The 17,441-nt window shown below is 55.0% G+C and carries 11 protein-coding genes and 2 pseudogenes; 5 read left to right on the top strand and 8 right to left on the bottom strand.

What is annotated here, in order from left to right; genetic code table 11:
* Positions 1-193: 193 nt before the first annotated feature.
* Both HJG40_RS12005 and HJG40_RS12000 read right to left on the bottom strand, forming a co-directional pair.
* Positions 194-592, bottom strand: a complete 399-nt coding sequence (locus HJG40_RS12005; protein WP_010641859.1) for an ExbD/TolR family protein — start codon at positions 590-592, stop codon at positions 194-196.
* Between the two features lie 49 nt (positions 593-641).
* The gene (locus HJG40_RS12000) at positions 642-1,340 is read right to left on the bottom strand and encodes a MotA/TolQ/ExbB proton channel family protein (RefSeq protein ID WP_215864412.1); all 699 of its coding nucleotides are present in this window, start codon (positions 1,338-1,340) and stop codon (positions 642-644) included.
* A 330-nt stretch (positions 1,341-1,670) separates the two neighbouring features.
* On the opposite strand from HJG40_RS12000, the gene HJG40_RS11995 reads away from it, so the two are divergent.
* From HJG40_RS11995 to HJG40_RS11985, 3 genes are all read left to right on the top strand, one after another.
* Positions 1,671-3,257, top strand: a complete 1,587-nt coding sequence (locus tag HJG40_RS11995) for an APC family permease (protein ID WP_215864411.1) — start codon at positions 1,671-1,673, stop codon at positions 3,255-3,257.
* 89 nt (positions 3,258-3,346) lie between these two features.
* A complete protein-coding gene (locus HJG40_RS11990) occupies positions 3,347-3,817 on the top strand; it encodes a LexA family protein (protein ID WP_215864410.1) in 471 nt (156 codons plus the stop codon).
* 2 nt (positions 3,818-3,819) lie between these two features.
* On the top strand, positions 3,820-5,112 hold the full coding sequence (locus tag HJG40_RS11985; protein ID WP_215864409.1) for a Y-family DNA polymerase: 1,293 nt from the start codon (positions 3,820-3,822) through the stop codon (positions 5,110-5,112).
* A gap of 38 nt (positions 5,113-5,150) precedes the next feature.
* Here HJG40_RS11985 and HJG40_RS11980 read toward each other — a convergent pair whose 3' ends face one another.
* Positions 5,151-5,423, bottom strand: a complete 273-nt coding sequence (locus tag HJG40_RS11980; protein ID WP_215864408.1) for a hypothetical protein — start codon at positions 5,421-5,423, stop codon at positions 5,151-5,153.
* A gap of 257 nt (positions 5,424-5,680) precedes the next feature.
* Between HJG40_RS11980 and HJG40_RS11975 the strand changes: the two genes are divergently transcribed.
* Together HJG40_RS11975 and HJG40_RS11970 are read left to right on the top strand one after the other, a co-directional pair.
* Positions 5,681-11,164 carry an MG2 domain-containing protein gene (locus HJG40_RS11975; protein ID WP_215864407.1) on the top strand — a complete coding sequence of 1,828 codons (5,484 nt, stop codon included), beginning with the start codon at positions 5,681-5,683 and terminating at the stop codon, positions 11,162-11,164.
* Between the two features lie 7 nt (positions 11,165-11,171).
* Positions 11,172-13,232: a transglycosylase domain-containing protein gene (locus tag HJG40_RS11970; RefSeq protein WP_215864406.1), complete on the top strand. Its 2,061-nt coding sequence runs from the start codon at positions 11,172-11,174 to the stop codon at positions 13,230-13,232.
* A 94-nt stretch (positions 13,233-13,326) separates the two neighbouring features.
* On the opposite strand, the gene HJG40_RS11965 is transcribed toward HJG40_RS11970, so the two are convergent.
* The 5 genes and pseudogenes from HJG40_RS11965 to HJG40_RS11945 form a co-directional block, all read right to left on the bottom strand.
* On the bottom strand, positions 13,327-13,605 hold the full coding sequence (locus HJG40_RS11965; protein ID WP_215864405.1) for a hypothetical protein: 279 nt from the start codon (positions 13,603-13,605) through the stop codon (positions 13,327-13,329).
* A gap of 43 nt (positions 13,606-13,648) precedes the next feature.
* Positions 13,649-14,419, bottom strand: a pseudogene (locus HJG40_RS11960) (type IIL restriction-modification enzyme MmeI); the annotation flags it as partial.
* On the bottom strand, positions 14,374-16,200 hold the full coding sequence (locus HJG40_RS11955) for a single-stranded-DNA-specific exonuclease RecJ (protein ID WP_215864404.1): 1,827 nt from the start codon (positions 16,198-16,200) through the stop codon (positions 14,374-14,376). The gene HJG40_RS11955 and the pseudogene HJG40_RS11960, both read right to left, overlap by 46 nt.
* Positions 16,201-16,284: 84 nt before the next feature.
* Complete coding sequence (locus HJG40_RS11950; RefSeq protein ID WP_215864403.1) at positions 16,285-17,250, bottom strand: hypothetical protein; 966 nt, start codon at positions 17,248-17,250, stop codon at positions 16,285-16,287.
* Positions 17,250-17,441 (bottom strand): annotated as a pseudogene (locus HJG40_RS11945) (threonine synthase); the annotation flags it as partial. The gene HJG40_RS11950 and the pseudogene HJG40_RS11945, both read right to left, overlap by 1 nt.

The raw sequence follows: 17,441 nt of genomic DNA, 5'->3' as shown, positions 1-17,441 counted from the left end.
CATACCATACCAGACCCAGTACCAGCATAATTTCAACGGCAACCGCAGCACTCAGCGCATATTTGAACTGGTAGTCCTTGGGTTGGGGCATCAATGTAAAAGTACCATTTTCAGTGATCATGCTCGCCATCTGCTGTCATCCTGTTTTTTGATCTATGCAACGATGAAATGTTCTTCGGAAAACTTGCACTGCTCAGGTTGCTTTCGCTGCAATTCCTATTCCTGTCACCCCAGCTTTCTGACACGCATCCATGACATGTACAAAGTCTTTAAAGGGCACCATTTTGTCCGCTGCAATCGTGACCTGAGTATGCTTCGTGTCACCATCAGCCCCCAGAAAACTTTGCAGCTCGTCCAGGCTCATTTTTTTGCCTTTCACAACCACGCTACCATCCTGAACAATGTTCAAGACGAAATGTGGATGCGGTAATACTTTCGTTTCGCTGGATGTGGGTAAATGCAGCTTGAGTCCTTTATCGGTAATCATCTGCAAAGTGATCATGATGAAAAAAACCAAGAGAAAGAGCATGACATCAATCATCGGGATGATTTCAACACGCCCTTTTTTACGGGGACGGCGCTGGGGTAGCATAGGAAACTCCTTATCCTAACAAACGAATAATTTATAAGTTTTCAATTTATTAAGCAGGCACTTTGCTGACTGTGTTGGTCTGTTGGACTGAGAAGCCTTCTTCCAGAACAACGGGAGCCCCATCCAACCGATTCATCAATACCAACTTGAGTGATTCCAGTTGAAAAATCGTTTTCTCAATAGAATTATTGAACGCATTGAAGCTCAGCAAACCAAGCATTGCGATAAACAGACCGGAAGCCGTTGCAATGAGTGCATCCGCCACACCACCCGTTACCGAAGTGGCGTCATGTCCAGGTGCCGCCAGTATCGAAAAGGCATGGAACATACCCAAAATCGTTCCAAACAAGCCCAAAAGTGGGGCCAAGGTGACAATTGTATCCAGAATCCACAAGCGTTTATCCAGACTGGGAGTGGTCAGGAAAATGGCTTCGTCCAAGCGGTTCGCAAAAGCTTCCCCCCTGGCACTGCCATAGTGGTGGATCAGATTAAAGTGACGCAGGGCGACACCCAGTAATGCTTCTTCTGGCAAACCCTTGGCCATGCCGTATAGTTCTTCCAGGTCAGGGCGCCGCAACTTGCCCTGATTAGAAATTCCCCACAGTATTTTTTTTCCCTTGCTGATGGCATTACGGAGATACCAACCACGATCAAAAATTACCGCCAACTCGATGACAAACAAGAACATCAAAACGTATAAAACGCCATCAGAGTAATTTGCAAGATGTACGATGTAAGCAAATGACATAAATAGAACCCCATGTTAGGTGATGAATAAAACTACCAAGCATAGATATTGCAGAAAGCGTGCCACCTACTGATTCTGCACCCGATTGGATGATTTATTCTCTATTTGGTGGAGATATGCCATCCTGTTCGGGCAGTTTCAGTGCAAACAAGCCAACAATGCACCACATTGGTGCGTTACGGTCATTCAATTTTTCTAACGATTAAATGATGCGCGGATTGACAGGTTCCATAAAGTTCTTTTTTGGAGTGTATTCATGACCAAAAAGTCAACACAGACTACTCAAGTCCAAGCAGCGTGAATTCATTAGTCAGGGAGGACCCTTCCAACGTGGTCAAAAAACTAAAAAGAGAAGTAGGATTCTCAGGCCTTATTTTTGCCAGCCTGGGAGGCATTATCGGATCCGGCTGGTTGTTCGGCCCACTGAATGCGGCCCATATCGCGGGTCCCCTCAGCATTTTTTCATGGTTGATTGGTGCGGTGACCATCCTGTTTCTGGGACTCACCTACGCCGAAGTCGGTCCGTTATTTCCGCGTGCGGGTGCTGCTGCGCATATCGCTAATGTGGTTCATGGCAACTTGCTTGGTAAAATCTGGGCCTGGCTGCTGTTCATGTTTTATATTGCCATTGCTCCTGTGGAAGTCATTGCGGTACTCACCTATGCCGACAACTATATTCCTGGCCTTTTACAGGGTAACACGGGTCTACTCAGCGGATTTGGTCTGATTGCCGCCGTCGTTTTACTGGGACTGATGTTCTTGCTGAACTTCCTGGGTATCAAACGGGTCACCCAGATTTTCACCAGCCTGGGGTGGTGGAAGCTGGCGGTTCCTGTCCTGACCATCATCATGCTGGTAGCATTTTCTTACCATCCGGAAAATCTTCATATCATGCATATGAAGGAAAATGTGCATGGCATGTTTGTGGCTGTAGCTTCTTCCGGCATTGTCTTCAGTTATTTAGGCTTCAGACAGGCCATTGAATTAGGGGGAGAAAGTAAAAATCCAGGCAAACACATTCCCTTGGCGGTAATAGGCTCCATCGTTATTGGTGGCTGTCTTTATGTAGCCCTGCAATGGGCTTTTCTGGTCAGCATGCCACCTGATCAACTCACCCATGGCTGGACCAAGCTCAGCTTCACTGGAGTATTTGGTCCTTTTGCGGCAGTTGCCGGCATGCTCGGGATTACCTGGCTGGCGGTGCTGATTTATGCCGATGCGCTCATTTCCCCCGGTGGCACTGCGCTTGTATATGCGACTTCAGCAGCGCGCGCCGTGGTCGCCAATGGTGAAGTCAAGGCAGGTCCGAGCTTCTTTACCAAAATCAGTGAAGGCGGTGTGCCCTGGGTGGGTGTGATTGTCGCTTATGTCATTGGCTGTCTGTATTTTCTGCCTTTTCCTTCCTGGCAAAAGCTGGTGGGCTTCATTACCACCATTTCAGTCATCACCTACGGCATTGGTCCCATCGTCTTGTTGCAGTTGCGCCGTTCTGTACCGGACCTGAAGCGACCCTTCCGCCTTTGGGGAGCGCACATTATCGCCCCTATTGCCTTTATTCTCTCCTCACTGGTGGCGTATTGGGGTGGTTTGCAGGCGCTTTCCTATATTTTTGGCGTACTGTTTGCCATTCTCTTCATTTACTGGATGGTGCACCTGATTCGGGGTAAGTCCGGTGACAAGCCTCTCGGTTTCAAACATATTACCTGGATATTTCCCTATTTTATCGGGCTCTGGGTACTTTCCTGGTTTGGACCCAAGGTGTTGGGGGGAACAGGGGACATTCCTTTCTACCTGTCCATGTTGTTAGTCGCCATTCTGGCCATTATCTGCATGATCTGGGCGCTGAAAGTCACCGTTCCGGATGGTCGCGTTACCGATTATTTTGCGGCCATGGATCATGAAGGCATAGACCTGTAAGCAATCTTTGTTATTTTATTGCTTGTCAGCCCCCTTTTCAGGGGGCTTTTTGTTATCATATCCAGCGTTCCTATAGCGGAGTGAAAATCATGGGGCATTCAAAATCCAGCCGGGCCAACAACACGGAGGCGGAACCAATCATTTTTCGCCTGGCCAAGCAACTCGCGCCGCTCAAAAGACCGCTATACGCATCACGTATTCCAGCCGGATTTCCTTCTCCTGCCGATGATCATGTCGAGCGATCGCTGGACTTGCACGAACACTTACTGCCGCACCCCGATGCCAGTTTTTTTCTAAAGGTTTCCGGAGATTCCATGCTGGATTACGGCATCCACGATGGTGACCTGCTGATTGTGGATCGGGCCATTGATGCCCGGGAAGGGCATATTGTCATTGCCGCCATAGATGGAGAATTAACCGTCAAGAAGCTGGGAAAACACGCCGGGCAACCCGCTTTACTGCCCGGCAATAGTGCGTACTCACCCATTTTGCTGGACCCCGAACAAGAACTGGTTATCTGGGGTGTGGTGCGGCACGTGATTCATAGTCTGGGACAGTAAACATGCGCTTTGCACTGGTTGATGCCAACAATTTCTACGTGTCCTGCGAACGCCTGTTTGCGCCACAACTGGAGGGCCGCCCCGTGGTTATCCTCAGCAATAATGACGGTTGTGCCGTATCCCGATCTGCCGAAGCCAAGGCTCTGAAAATCGGCATGGGCACCCCCTATTTTCAGTGGCAGAAGCTGGCCAAACAGCAGGGTGTAGTCGTGCTGTCTTCCAACTATGCCCTTTATGGAGAATTATCGGCGCGAATGATGCGCTTACTGGGCACCTTCAGCGCTGCGCAGGAAATCTACAGCATTGATGAGTCATTTCTGCATATTCCGGTCAGCGGAAAGGACGCGCTGCGCTGGGGCAGTACAGTCCGGCACCGCGTTCGCAAGGAATTGGGCCTGCCCGTTTGTGTCGGCATCGGTCCTTCCAAGACCCTGGCCAAACTCTGTAATCACTGGGCTAAAAAAGGGCGCGTGGCAGAAGGCGTTTGTGACTGGGACAGCATTCCCGACGACCAGAAGGTTCAGTGGCTTCAGGATACCCCTATGGATGCTGTCTGGGGGGTCGGCAGAAAACTCGGCGAGTCTCTGCGCCGCCAGAACATTCAACAGATAGCGGATTTTTTACGGGCGGATCCCGTCGCTATCCGCCAACGTTATGGCATCGTGTTAGCCCGTACCCAACAGGAATTGCAGGGTATTTCCTGTCTGCAGTTGGAGCAGATACCCCAGAAAAAACAACACATCCAATGCAGTCGTTCTTTTGGCCAAGCCGTAGAAAGCCTCACTGATCTGGAAGAAAGCTTGTCCGTACATACCCAGCGTTGCGCAGCCAAGTTGCGTCAGGACGGCCAAAAAGCCCAAGGCGTCCAGATACAAATTCGCAGCTCGCCCCATCGCGGACGTTATTATTCGGGAGTGGCCTTTCGCCCTCTGGCGAATCCGAGTAACCACTACCAGGACCTTTGGCAGGCAGTCAAAGCCGCGCTGGCAGAAGCCTATCGACCAGGCGTACGCTATGCCAAATCCGGCATTTTGCTGAGTGCTTTGCAAGACGTGAACATGCCGGAAACCCGGAGCCTGTTTATCGCGGAAGACGATGCGGCTACACCCGGCGATGCACAGAAAAAGGCCTTGGCGGATGTGCTGACACTGCTAAAAAAACGTTACGGTAAAGCGGCTCCAGGATTCGGGGTGGCCGGGCTGCGGACCGAAAGGGCTTGGTCCATGCGTGCCGGTAACCGCTCCCCCTATTATCTGAACGCGTGGTCAGACATTCCTGTTGTAGGGGCAGGTTGATTGCCCAATGAATCGGGAACCCGCCAGCTGATACCCGACTATTCGACAACCACTTCCAGCGCCCCGACATCCAGAAAAGCTGCTTCCACCATCGCTGATTCCTTCTCGTCAAAACCATAAAACTCACAGGAGATGACATCCTTCTCGGCAAAAATAGCGGGGCTGTACTGTAACGGCTGCTGCAACAGTTTTTGCAGCGCTGCATAGTAGTCAGGATGATCCGCATGCTTTTCCATCCCGGCCTCGCGGATACTGGAAATGGCTTCCTTGGCGGCATTTTCATCGGCGAATAAAACTTTAAGGGCAAACATGAACACTCCTATTATTTAACGGGAACAGTAATAAACAAAACAACGATGTCACAACAATTAAACAGGCCGAAACTAAAATCTACTGCAAACAGTGTATCACGCATTTCTTCTTCTGAACTTATCGATCATTTCCACATTGTTCTCCGAACACGTTTAAACTATTATTCAAAATGATCAATAACCGCTGATTTTATCTTTTTCTGGTAGGCATTTACACACACTGACGATCTATCCAGCCGATTATACAGAGAAAATATATGACTCAACATAAAATCAGTTCCCGGACCCTATGGATAGTCATCACATTACTGCTGATACTCATCGCTTTTGCGGCCTGGGCTTTCAGCACCAGACAAAGTACAACAGCCCATTCGATCAAGGCCAATAACAGCCACTTATCCAAATCCACAAATCATACCGATAAACCATCCCCATCCGCCGTCCCAAATCACTCCGGGGCTGTGACCACCACCCTTCCTGCTGCATCGACCAGCTCCGCGCCAAGCACTACTACCGTCCCGGTCATCCATTTATCCCATGTTCTGCCCGGCCTGGGAAATGACGCAGAAAACTATGCCAGCACGCTGGAGTATTCGCCGCTGGACCAGAGTTTTCGCAACAATTGTCAGGACAAGGAAAAAGCCATTCATAATGCCCTGCAATCCGGAAATACGGCTCAGGCTGCAGCCCTGCAGAACCAATATGAAAGCTGGAAACAACAACAGCGCAGCGACGCGCTCAGCAAGGCCAATCAGGCCTACTCGGCAGGAGACTGGTCTTCAGCCGCCAAAGACTATCAACAACGCATTGCCCTCGGAGACAATACCGACCCACAAATCTGGTGGCATCTGGCCGCTGCCTTGCAAAAGCGGGATAAGACTTCTGCAAAAGAGACTAAATATGCTGCTTATCTGGCTTATAATCGTAATATCTACAGCCAGAAACCAGATATCACCCGCCTGCTTCCGACATTGCAGCTTCTGCAGAAAGCACTGGCTGCAGAGAACGATCATCTCGGTGAAATTCATCTGCTTGAGGCCATGTATCGTGCTTATCCCGGCAACGCTCAAGTGGCTGCCGACCTGAAAAAAACCGTAATGCACTATGGTTTCAAGATTCAGAAAATCACGCCTGATACCAACCAGTTCCCCACCCGTACCTGCGTCCAGTTTACAGCACCACTGTCCGAGGCTCCGGATTTTCATGCCAGCAACTGGGTAACGTTTTCGCCTGCCCAAGCGCATGTCGCAGTGGTTCGCGAAAATGGCGGCATCTGCATCAGCGGCCTGCCCGCTGGCAGCAGTACCCAAATGCATATCCGTGCGGGTCTGCCCGCCATTGCCGGAGCTGTTCTGACCAGCGCGCAAACCGTCACCTTGACCCTGCCCAACCGTTCTCCCAGCATCATCACCGATACCGGGCGTTTTATTATTCCAGCATCGCTACCCCCCGCCGTAGGCTTTTCCAGTATCAATATTTCTAAAGTTAAATTGAAAATCAATCGGGTACCAGAACGTGCCTTGCTGGCTTTTGTGGCCAACCACCCCCTGCTGAACCAGGACGAGAGCGAATCCACCCTGAACAACCAGAACAGCCTGACGATTTGGCAAGGCAGCGCGGATATTCCGCATTTTGACGCCAACCGCTTGATGCACAGCATATTGCCACTGCCTAAAATCCTGCAGAAACCGGGGCTCTACGCCATTGAAATCAGCCCGGGAGATGGTACGCCCAACCCTAACGGCGGACTGAACAGCGTACAACTGGTATTACGCACCAATCTGGCACCTACCGTCTGGCAGGGCCGCAATGGATTATATGTGCAGATCCGCCATTATACGGATGCCAGCCCCTGGAGTGGCGCCAGCGTGAAACTCATTGCCCAGGACAATGATATCCTCCAGACCGTCCAGACCAACGCCGATGGCATTGCCTTTTTCCCCAAACCCATTCTCCAGGGTGGTGGTGGACAAAGCCCGGCTGCCCTGCACATTTACGGACCGGGTAATGAATTTACCTTGTTCAATCTCGAAAACTCGTCGCTGAATTTGTCCGGGCGCGGCATTTCCGGACGCTCGGCACTGAAACCGGTCAGTCCATTCCTGTGGCTGGACCGGGGCATTTATCGCCCCGGCGAGACGGTCCATGTGGCGGCCATTTATCGCAGCGCCGCAGGGCAACCACTGAATTTGCCTCTGCATCTCATTATGCGGCGGCCCGGCGGGCAGGTATTTCTGGATACGGTTCCAAAATTGTCTGACGACGATGCCATTGCCGTACCCGTCAAGCTGCCCTTGGCCGCTCAGGATGGCAACTGGAGCGTGAGTCTGGCGACAGGTCTCAAGGAGCCTGCACTGGCGCAGGAAAGCTTTACCGTATCGGCCTTTGTACCGCCAACTCTGGCTGTCAAACTGGGAACAGCCAAGCCCATTCCTGCCGGACAAGCCCTGCAGTGGCCGATAGAGGCACGCTATCTTTATGGCGCTCCGGGTGCGCATTTGTCGGGAACGGCGCGGATCAGTCTGAGCAGTGGTCCTACGCCCTATCCGCAATGGCAGAACTATCAGTTCGGACTACATAGCGAAATATTTACCGCCCCGGTTCAGGAACCAACCCTGCCGGACACCGATGCTGAAGGCCAGACACAAGTACCCATCAACTTAAAGCAACTCCCTGATAGTACGCGTTTTCTGGAAGCCCATGTCGCGGTTTCCATCAACGAACCTTCCGGCCGGCCGGTGAGCAGCGAAATTGTTTTGCCGGTAACCCCCGACCACCCCCTCATTGGCCTCGAAAATGCCTTTAAAAATGACACGGTAGCCGCAGGGAAAATACCGGAATTTCATATTGTGGCATTGGCACCTGACGGCAAGGCCAGCGCCATGCCCGTACAAATCGAGGTAGTCCGACAGTCTTCGCAATGGAACATTTCCATGCAACACGGCGTAGCCAGCTGGGGATATAGCTACGTTGACCATCCCGTTCTAAAGGAAAATATCCGCTTACCCGCCGGTCATGCCTATACCCTGCAATTGCCGGTGCTGGATTATGGTCGTTACCGATTACGGGTCATTGAGGCGCACGGTGGGCTGGCCGCCAGTTCCGCAATTTTTTACTCCGGCTGGCAGACCAGCGCCAATCCGGGCGTACCCCAACGGGTTTCAGTACGCAGTAACACGGCAGAATATGCAGCAGGCAGCACGGCAGATATCCATATTGATGCCCCCTTTGGCGGCCCGGCCGTGCTGGTGCTCGCCAACGATAAAATCCTGTCCCTGAAAAATTTCAATTTACCCAAAGGCGGCGTCACCCTGCATATCCCGGTGGAAAAAAGCTGGGGTGCAGGTGCTTATGCGCTGGTCGATGTGTTTCGGCCAGCCAGCGCCAGCGCGGCGCCAGAACGCGCCATCGGCCTGACCTGGCTGGGCCTCAAGCCTGGCGAGCGCGCTATCCCCGTTCATTTTGATGTGCAAGCTGTTTATCGCCCCCATCAAATCATCCGGATTCCTGTTAAAACCCGACCCGGTGCCTACGTGACGCTGGCGGCCGTCGATCAGGGTATTCTCAACCTTACCCAGTTTCCCAACCCGAATCCGCTGCATCATTTTTTCGGGAAGCGACAGCTGGATATCAGCGTAGCAGACAACTACGGTGCGCTACTGGCGCGACCTACCGGCTATGAGGCACTCCTGCAAAACGGGGCCGGGGCCAACTTCGGCCCGGCCGTGCGTCCCATTCCCCAGAAGGTGGTGGCACTATTTGCCGGTCCGGTGCAGGCCAATAGTGCCGGGGTTGCAGAACTCCCCATTGATGTTCCGGAGTTCAATGGAGCATTACACCTGATGGCTGTGACCTGGCAGGGAGATGCGGTGGGTGCCGGCGATGCCAACATCATCGTCCGTAACCGGCTCATTGCCAATTTGCTGCTGCCCCGCTTTTTGTCCCCCGGTGATAGCGCCGAGGCCACGCTCATGCTCCAGAACCTGAAGCTGCCCGCAGGCAACTATCAAAGTGTCGTCACCGCTACCGGACCCATTCAGGTCGGGAATAATGGTCAGCACAAAACCTTTTTAAAAGTGCAAGCCATGCATCTCTTGCCAGTAACCCTGACCGGCACAGGAGAAGGCAGCGCGCATCTGACCTTACGTATTACCGGACCGGGTGGATACCAACTCATCCGCCATTGGGATATGGTTGTGCATTCTACCCAGCCCCCGGTTTCCAAAAATCATAGGCTGACCCTGGCGGCCGGAAGCCAGCATCTCCTCAAGCCGGATCTACAGGGCTTTATTCCCGGCTCCAGCACCACTGCGGTAACATTGGGCAATACCCTGCCCTTCAACCCCAAAGCCTACGTGCAGGCGCTATATCAGGGTTGGCATTGTCACTCACTGCTCAATGCCGCCAGCCAAGGTTTACCGCTGACCATTTTGAAGCCTCCGCTCATCACCTCCGAACAAGCCGCCAAGCTTCAGGATTACGTGAATCAGGTCCTCAATAATCAGCGTTATGATGGCGCTTTTGGGCTCTGGTCCAATAATGGTGACGCACAGCCCTGGCTCACGGCTTTTGCCACAGAATTTCTCCTGCGCGCCCAAAAAGCCGGGGCAACGGTACCGCAACCCACCATCGACCAGGCCCTGCACTGGCTGGGTAATGAGGTGGAAGAGGAAAATCACCCGGTATTTGATCGCATTTATGCAGTCTACGATCTGAGCCTGGCCGGGAAAGCACCAGCAGGAGCCATCCGTATGCTGGCAAGACACCTGGATCAACTCACCATGCCCTTGGCCTTGGCACAACTTGGCTCGGCATTGAACACCATTGGCGAACGCCATTTGGCTGAGCAGGCCTTGCAAAAAGCCATCAACAATCAGGGACCCATTGGCGGCGACTGGTGGTGGGGGCGCTCCGACTGGGATGCGGCCTTCGGTTCACCTTTACGGGATGCCTGGGCAGTACCGACCATCATTGCCCAGACCGGACTGATGACCAATGACCTGGCTAAATTACGGCAGAATCTGCCCGGCGCGGGGCAAGAACCCGATAGTCTGACGACTCAGGAACTCGCCTGGGCGCTGTACGCAGATGGCGTACTCGGCGGCAATAATCAACCAGTGCATGTGCAATGGGGTCAGCAAACTATCCAGCAGACTGGACCCGTTGTTCTGCCTCTGAGTCAGGCGATCCACATCCGTAATCTTGGCAACAAAGCCCTGCCGGTAGCCCTCAGCACGACAGGCATCACCAGCAGCCCCCCTCCGGCCGCCGACCAGGGAATGACTGTCAGCCGGGCTTTTTATTCACTTTCGGGCAAGCCCCTGCAGCCCGACTCACTGCCGCAAAACACCGTCTTCGTCGCCGTTCTGAAAGGGAGCATCAGCGATAATTTGCCCCATCGTGCACTGCTCAACATGGGTCTGCCACCGGGCTGGGAACTGGCAGGCGACCTCTCAGCAGGCAAGGTGCACGGGCTGCCCTGGCTCAAAAACCTCAGCACTCCGGAAGCCACTGCGGCCACCGATGACCGCTACGAAGCCGCCTTCAAAATGGCACCCGAAGACAGTCAGGCTTTCGACGGCGACGGGATACCCGATTTCAAGACAGCCATTTTGCTGCGTGCCGTCACTCCGGGGCATTATCTTCTGCCCGGCGTTACGCTAAGCGACATGTTTCACCCCTCCATCTTCGCCCGCAGCGCTGGGCGCAAGGTCAGCGTGACCCCACCGCCTGCCTCATGAACACCGCATGAGTGGACGCAAGACGAACAGAATATTTTCGAGCATTCTGCGCGGGGGCCGACGCTGCCTCTGGCCTCGGAGCAGATATGCCTGGTGGCGTCGCTGCGGACATTGGCTGCTGCTCAGCATCATTCTGGTGGCTGTCATAGCCTGGTTTATGCCGCCCGGTACCCAGACTCTGAAGCAAGAGGGGCGCATCATTTACGATCGTCACGGCCACGTGTTGAGTATGTTTCTCAATCACCAACAGCAATGGGCTTTTGCCACGCCCGCAAAGCGGGTCAGTCCGGTCCTGATTCAGATGCTGATCGCCATTGAAGACCAGAATTTCGCCTGGGACCCCGGTGTTGACCCCTTCGCCATCATCCGTGCGGCAGGACAGATGATCATGGCGGGCCACGTAGTTTCCGGCGCTTCCACCCTCACCATGCAGGTCACCCGCATGCTCCATCCGGCACCGCGCACCCTGCCCGTCAAAATAGAGGAGGCCCTGCAGGCTATTTCTCTGTATGAACATTATTCCAAGTCTGCGGTGCTGGGCATGTGGCTGTCACTGGCCCCTGAGGGTGGCAACATTCAGGGCATCGAGGCGGCTGCGCATGCCTGGTTCAATCAGTCTCCACGCACCTTGGGTCCGGCACAAGCCGCCTTTCTGGTCATGATGGTGCGCAATCCCAATCGACTGAATCCATTGACTCACCCTCGAGCGGCTCTTGCCACCCGCAATCAGATTCTGCGGGAAGCCCAACGCCGGGGCATTATTTCCCGGGCAGCACTGAAGCGCGCTCTGGCAACGGCGCTGCCGCAACGTCTCTATCCCATGCCGCTGCTTTCTCCCCAGGTTGCCTCGACACTATCCAGCGGGACTCGTAGCACAATTGATGCACCCATGGATCGCGCAGTGGCCGACATCGCCCAACAAGCCCTGCAGCAGATGGCCCCCTCGGAGAGCATCGCTATTGTGGTTGTCAGTCTCAAAACCAAAGGCATCCGTGCGATTTACAGTGGTGATTGGGGTAATGTCCAGCGCGATGGTTTTGTCGATATGACCCGCGCTATTCGGTCTCCGGGCTCCGCCCTCAAGCCTTTTTTATATGGCCTCGGCTTTGCAGCTGGAATCATCCGCCCAAGCACCAATGTAGCTGATTTTCCCAGCAATTTCGGCGCTTATGAACCTAATGATTATAATGACCGCTATATGGGGGTCGTCACTGCAACTACCGCATTACGACGCTCCCTGAATGTGCCAGCCGTGGATCTTATCGAAGCCTACGGCCCTCTGCGCTTTGCGGCGCATCTGCGGGCTGCCGGCACGCCGTTGCTGCTCCCTTATGGCGAGGATCCCGCTCTGCCCCTGGCCCTGGGTGGTGCCGGTATTTCCATGCGCCGCTTGCTGGCACTATATGCCGGACTGGCTAACAAGGGTGTCGTCGAACACTTGCACCTGATTGCTGGGCAACATCGTCGCGCACGCCGTCTGTTATCTCCCTATGCAGCGGAAGATGTCACCGCCATTCTCAATCGTCCCTTCCCTTTTGGTGGTCCTGATGGCATTGCCTGGAAAACCGGCACCAGCGCCGGAAATCGCGACGACTGGGCCATTGGCTATAATCACCGCTACGCCGCAGCAGTCTGGATTGGCCAACCCAATGGCGCCGCCCTACCCGGTGACACAGCGCTCGCCGCCATCCCCATCCTCGCCAAGGTTTTCAGCATTCTGCCGGGGCAGCCGATTGAGATCCATCCGACGACCCGCTCCCTGACCTTGCAACGCCAGCCCATGGGTACGCTTTTGGAAATTGCCTCCCCCGCACCGGGGAGCCAGCTGACAGTTGGCGAACCGGTCAGCATTCGCATCATCGGCGGAAATCGGCCCTTTCATTTTCTGCTGGACGGCCGCCCACTCACATCCAACCCGGCGTTACGCAGCGTGGACTGGACACCAGCGGTGGCCGGTTTTTATCAGCTCAGCGTTCTCGATGCCAGTGGCCAACTGGTCAAACGCGCCTTACGCGCAGTGCTACCCATAAGCGCGGCAAATGTGGAGTGGGGTAATAACGTCCACTGAAAGGGTGTGGGTGACTACTCCACCAACAAATTGATTCAATGAGGCTTTTAACCTGAAGTTTCACCGATTTTCATGAGATACAGTTTGCTGAATGTTACGCCACCATACGCATGAGCATCTGAATGAATGATTTATGTGGGGGTTGACTGAGATGAGGCCAAAGTCCCAGAAAATGGTCGGAGAGGGCTTCGTCTGTGATGAGTTTGCGGACATCTTTGCCATAGAGCTGGACCGTGTACCGTTGCGCCCGCCCCCGCAAAGACGTCGCCAGCTCGGTCACCGAACCGCAACGATCTCCATATTTGCGGGGCCGACCCTTGGCGGTCCGGGCCGCATCCGGTGGTTCTGCATACAGGACGGTACTACTGCGCAAGCGGGACAACAGGTGGATGGACGGTGCCGCTGTGCTCAGGGGTGTTAAACAGCTTGCGCTCGTTATCGCCCGCTTCGGTCAACTGGGCGCGCAAGTCATCCAGAAACAGCGGATTCAGCATCTTGAGGATATTGGGCACGCTGGTGTAGTGCATGCCTAACGCGCCGCGCTCTTCGTCGTCGGCCACGGCCTGGATCATGCTGCCGAAGATGTCGGGGTTGATTTTTTTCCAGTTCAGGCCACCGGCATGCAGCAGGTAAGTGCGCGCCATGCGGGTGAAGTGAGGCACCTCGGTACTACCAGAAAAGAGGCCGCCATTCACGTAGGGAAACTGACTTACCCAAACCGGCAAGCGGGGTTGGGCGTTTATGCGCTCGTCGATTTTAATGTTCATGGCACGGAAGATAGCTTCCAGCACCTCGTGGGTGTTGGTAGCGTCTCGCTCACTCATTTGTTCTACCGTGCGGGTGAAAAGCCCATCGTCATTGAAAATGTCGGTTTTTTCGGCAAAAAAACAGAACACCAGCCTGGCCATGAAGTGATTCATGTCGTGGCGGCGCTCATCCTTGGACCAGCCCGGACTTTCGCGCAGCAGTTCGACGTACAGTTTGTTCAGTTTGCTGGTGGCACGCACATCAATGGGGTTGTCCTTGATCTCCTTGATAGTGGAGATGCCAGCCAGCGGCAGTAAGAAGCCGAAGTGATTGGGGAAGTCCGGGTAGGCGCAGGCGATGGTTTCGCCACTCAGCAGTTCTTCGGCCTCCAGGGTCAGCCCGTCGGTGGCGAGAATGAACTTGGCTTTGGCCTTGGCGGTGACCGAAACGGGTTCCCTGCAATAACCACCGCATGGCGGACACGCAATTGCAAGGACGTCTCGTCTCTGAAGGTGTTGGCATCCAGCTCGAAAGTTACTCGGACAAGCTGCCCCGTTTCCACCGGACACACTCCGTCGCGGACCGCTCCAAACCAGATGGCATCGAATCGATTTGGCCCGATGCCCACCAACAATTTGAGGTGGGTGCCGTCCCCGACGGGACGCACACTGAGGATCTGGCCTTCAGCACAGAAGACAGGTGCCTCCCATTGCCGACCGAAAGGCTCTAACATATCGAGTTCTTTGAGCAACTCCAAACTTGGGAACTGTTCGAGCACCCCATCGCTCAGTATCCGGGGGCCTGGGATCCACGCTGCCAGGGCGCGGGTTGCGGCTGCATTGAAGGCTGCCGCGAAACGATCAAACCCCTCACGTTTCAATGTGACTCCGCCAGCACCTGCATGACCGCCCCAGGCAACGAAGTCATCTGGATAGGATTCTGCAATCCCTGCAAGGGCGTTGCGTATATGAAATCCAGGTACGGTGCGCAGCGAAGCGGTGATATGCTCGCTCTCCTGCTTGGGCGAGAAATAGGCAGCAGGCCGTCCATAGGCTTCCACCAAGCGGGCAGCGCATACCCCATGTACGCCCGGATGCCCTTCCGGATCGAATACGGTAATGGCCATATCCCCGTCCACCGCCTGCTGTTCCGCCAATGGCAGGATGCGGCGCAGCATCCGGGATTGGACCCGCTTGCGCTCGCTATTGTGCTCCACCAAAACATGCGCCAGGCGTATGGCTTCCGCCTCGTCGTCGCACATCAACAAGTCGACGGCCCCCAGTGCGCAATCCAGCCTGCCCCGGGCATTGATGATCGGCCCGAAAGTAAAACTCAATGTCGCCGCTGTAATCGGACCGGTGCAACGAGAGACCGTGTACAAGGCACGCCACACAGGTCGTGCCTCCGGCGCATTCATCAATGCGAGGCCGCGCATCAGCACTGCACGATTATTCGCCGAGCGGGCCAGATCCACACAATCCGCCATGGTCCCCAGCGCAATCAGGTCGAGGAGACCACCCAGACGTGGCGCATTGGCCGGAAGGTGCCCCCAGTCGATGAGCTTTTGCCGTACAGCGCAGCAGAGTAGCCAGGCCACATGTACGCCCGCGATGTAGGGGTCGGCGAAGGTTGAATCTGAGCGGACGGGATTGACACAGGCGATGGCGGCGTGCGGCGGGCCTTGCTCTGGAACCCCATGGTGGTCCGTCACTATGGTCGTTAAACCATGATCGCGGAGTTTCTCGATACGGTCATGGTCCGAACTGCCCTGGTCCGCAGTAATGACGAGTGCGGGACGAGGTGCCGAGTCCAGAATCCGCTGGGTGACGCTTTCCGAAACGCCATACCCTTCCCGCAGTCGATGGCCAATGTAGCTGTGAATCTGGTATTCAGGCACACCGAAGTAGTCACGCAACGCAAACTTCAGCACCGCATGTCCCGACGCTCCGTCACAGTCGAAGTCAGACAAAAGAATCAGCGGGTTACCATTTTTTACAGCGCGTGCAACAGCCTCAGCGGCGACGTTGATGTCAGGTAAACGGTCTGGTGGATCAAGCGCACTCAGCGGCGGGCGAACAAGCAATCCCACCCTTCCCGCATCCTCATCACCCAGTCGACCCGCGATGATGCGCGACTGCAGAGGCGTATAACCAGCAGCAGCGGCCGCACTAAAAACATCTGACGACAATGGCCTGTCGATGATTCGTATGGGTTCTGGCATCACGCGCTACCCTTGTTCTGGTTGACCTCGTGCAACTTATCGCGCTCCTTTAACCAAGGCCACCCCGTATATTTTCGCAACCATTTACCAAATCCCCGGAAGCGCATGACCCGGTCGGGTTGGCCTGCGCCAGAAGCGCCAGCGGTCAGCACTGCGCATGGTCAGTCGCTCCACCCCACCATTGGCGAGCACGCCGGTCAAACATTGCAGAGTTCCACCCCGGCGCCAGAGGTTTTGCAGAGCAGGATGCAGCGCTGCGAATGATTTTGCTGCATCGGGATACAACCAGGCCCCGGACCAGACCCAGAGCAGGTTATCAGGAAGTTTATCGGCTGCTTGCAGTGCTTTGGGATAAGCAAGCGGTAATCCAAGCCAGACAGCAGCGGCCTGCAGATAATCGGCCTCCGCTACCAGGTTTTGCCACTTGGTTAGCGGACGCTGTTCCGGCAAGCAGCCCTCTCCCCAGGCCCAGAACAAGCACCAGGATTCCATTCCCACTGCATGGACATCCTGATTGACAGGATGGGCCGCAAGAAACATCTGCAATTCATTGAGAAAAGCATTCCAGCTCCGGGCATCCGTCCCGGTGACTTGCAAAGCCAGGGGCTCACGGCCCCACACCTGTTCCGGATCAGGACAGTGCAGGTCGGGCGTTGTGCTGCTCAGCACATACCAGCGCCGCGCTCCACGCTGTAAAATCCAGGGTGTTTCTGCCAAAAATTCGACGGCAGCGTCAAACAACACCGCCGCAGCAGTGTCTTCCAGACCCGGCAACGGCTGCAATACCGCCCGCCCCGCCTGACCGCGAAAAGCTACCGGCTCCAGAGCAATGACCCAATGTCCGGCGGTATTTATCCCTTCTGCTTCTGCCAGAAGCGCCGCCGCCGGGAGTGCGCCAGCAAATCCCAGCAAATGACCGGCCACTTCCAGAGAAGATTCAGCCTGTAATTGTTCGCGCTGCCCACGCCCCCAATAACGCGGCAAGACTGCGCCCAGGTCCTCCTCCGGCATGCCGTGCAAACCCGACAGCCAGAGGCAGACATCGGCCATCAGCGATCCAGAATGGCGCGCTGTACCGCATCCAGAGTGGCATTGACGGTTACCACCTCGCCCCCCTGGGAAATGGCCGTGTCGGGATCCTTGAGACCATGTCCGGTAAGCGTACAAACCACCGTGGCCCCCGCCTCGATTTTTCCGGCGCGGGCTGCGGCAACAACGCCCGCGACCGAAGTGGCGGAGGC

Origin of the sequence: Acidithiobacillus concretivorus (genome assembly GCF_018853445.1) — a bacterium.
Classification (GTDB): Bacteria; Pseudomonadota; Gammaproteobacteria; order Acidithiobacillales; family Acidithiobacillaceae; genus Acidithiobacillus; species Acidithiobacillus concretivorus.
This window is presented reverse-complemented; position numbering and strand designations above follow the sequence as displayed.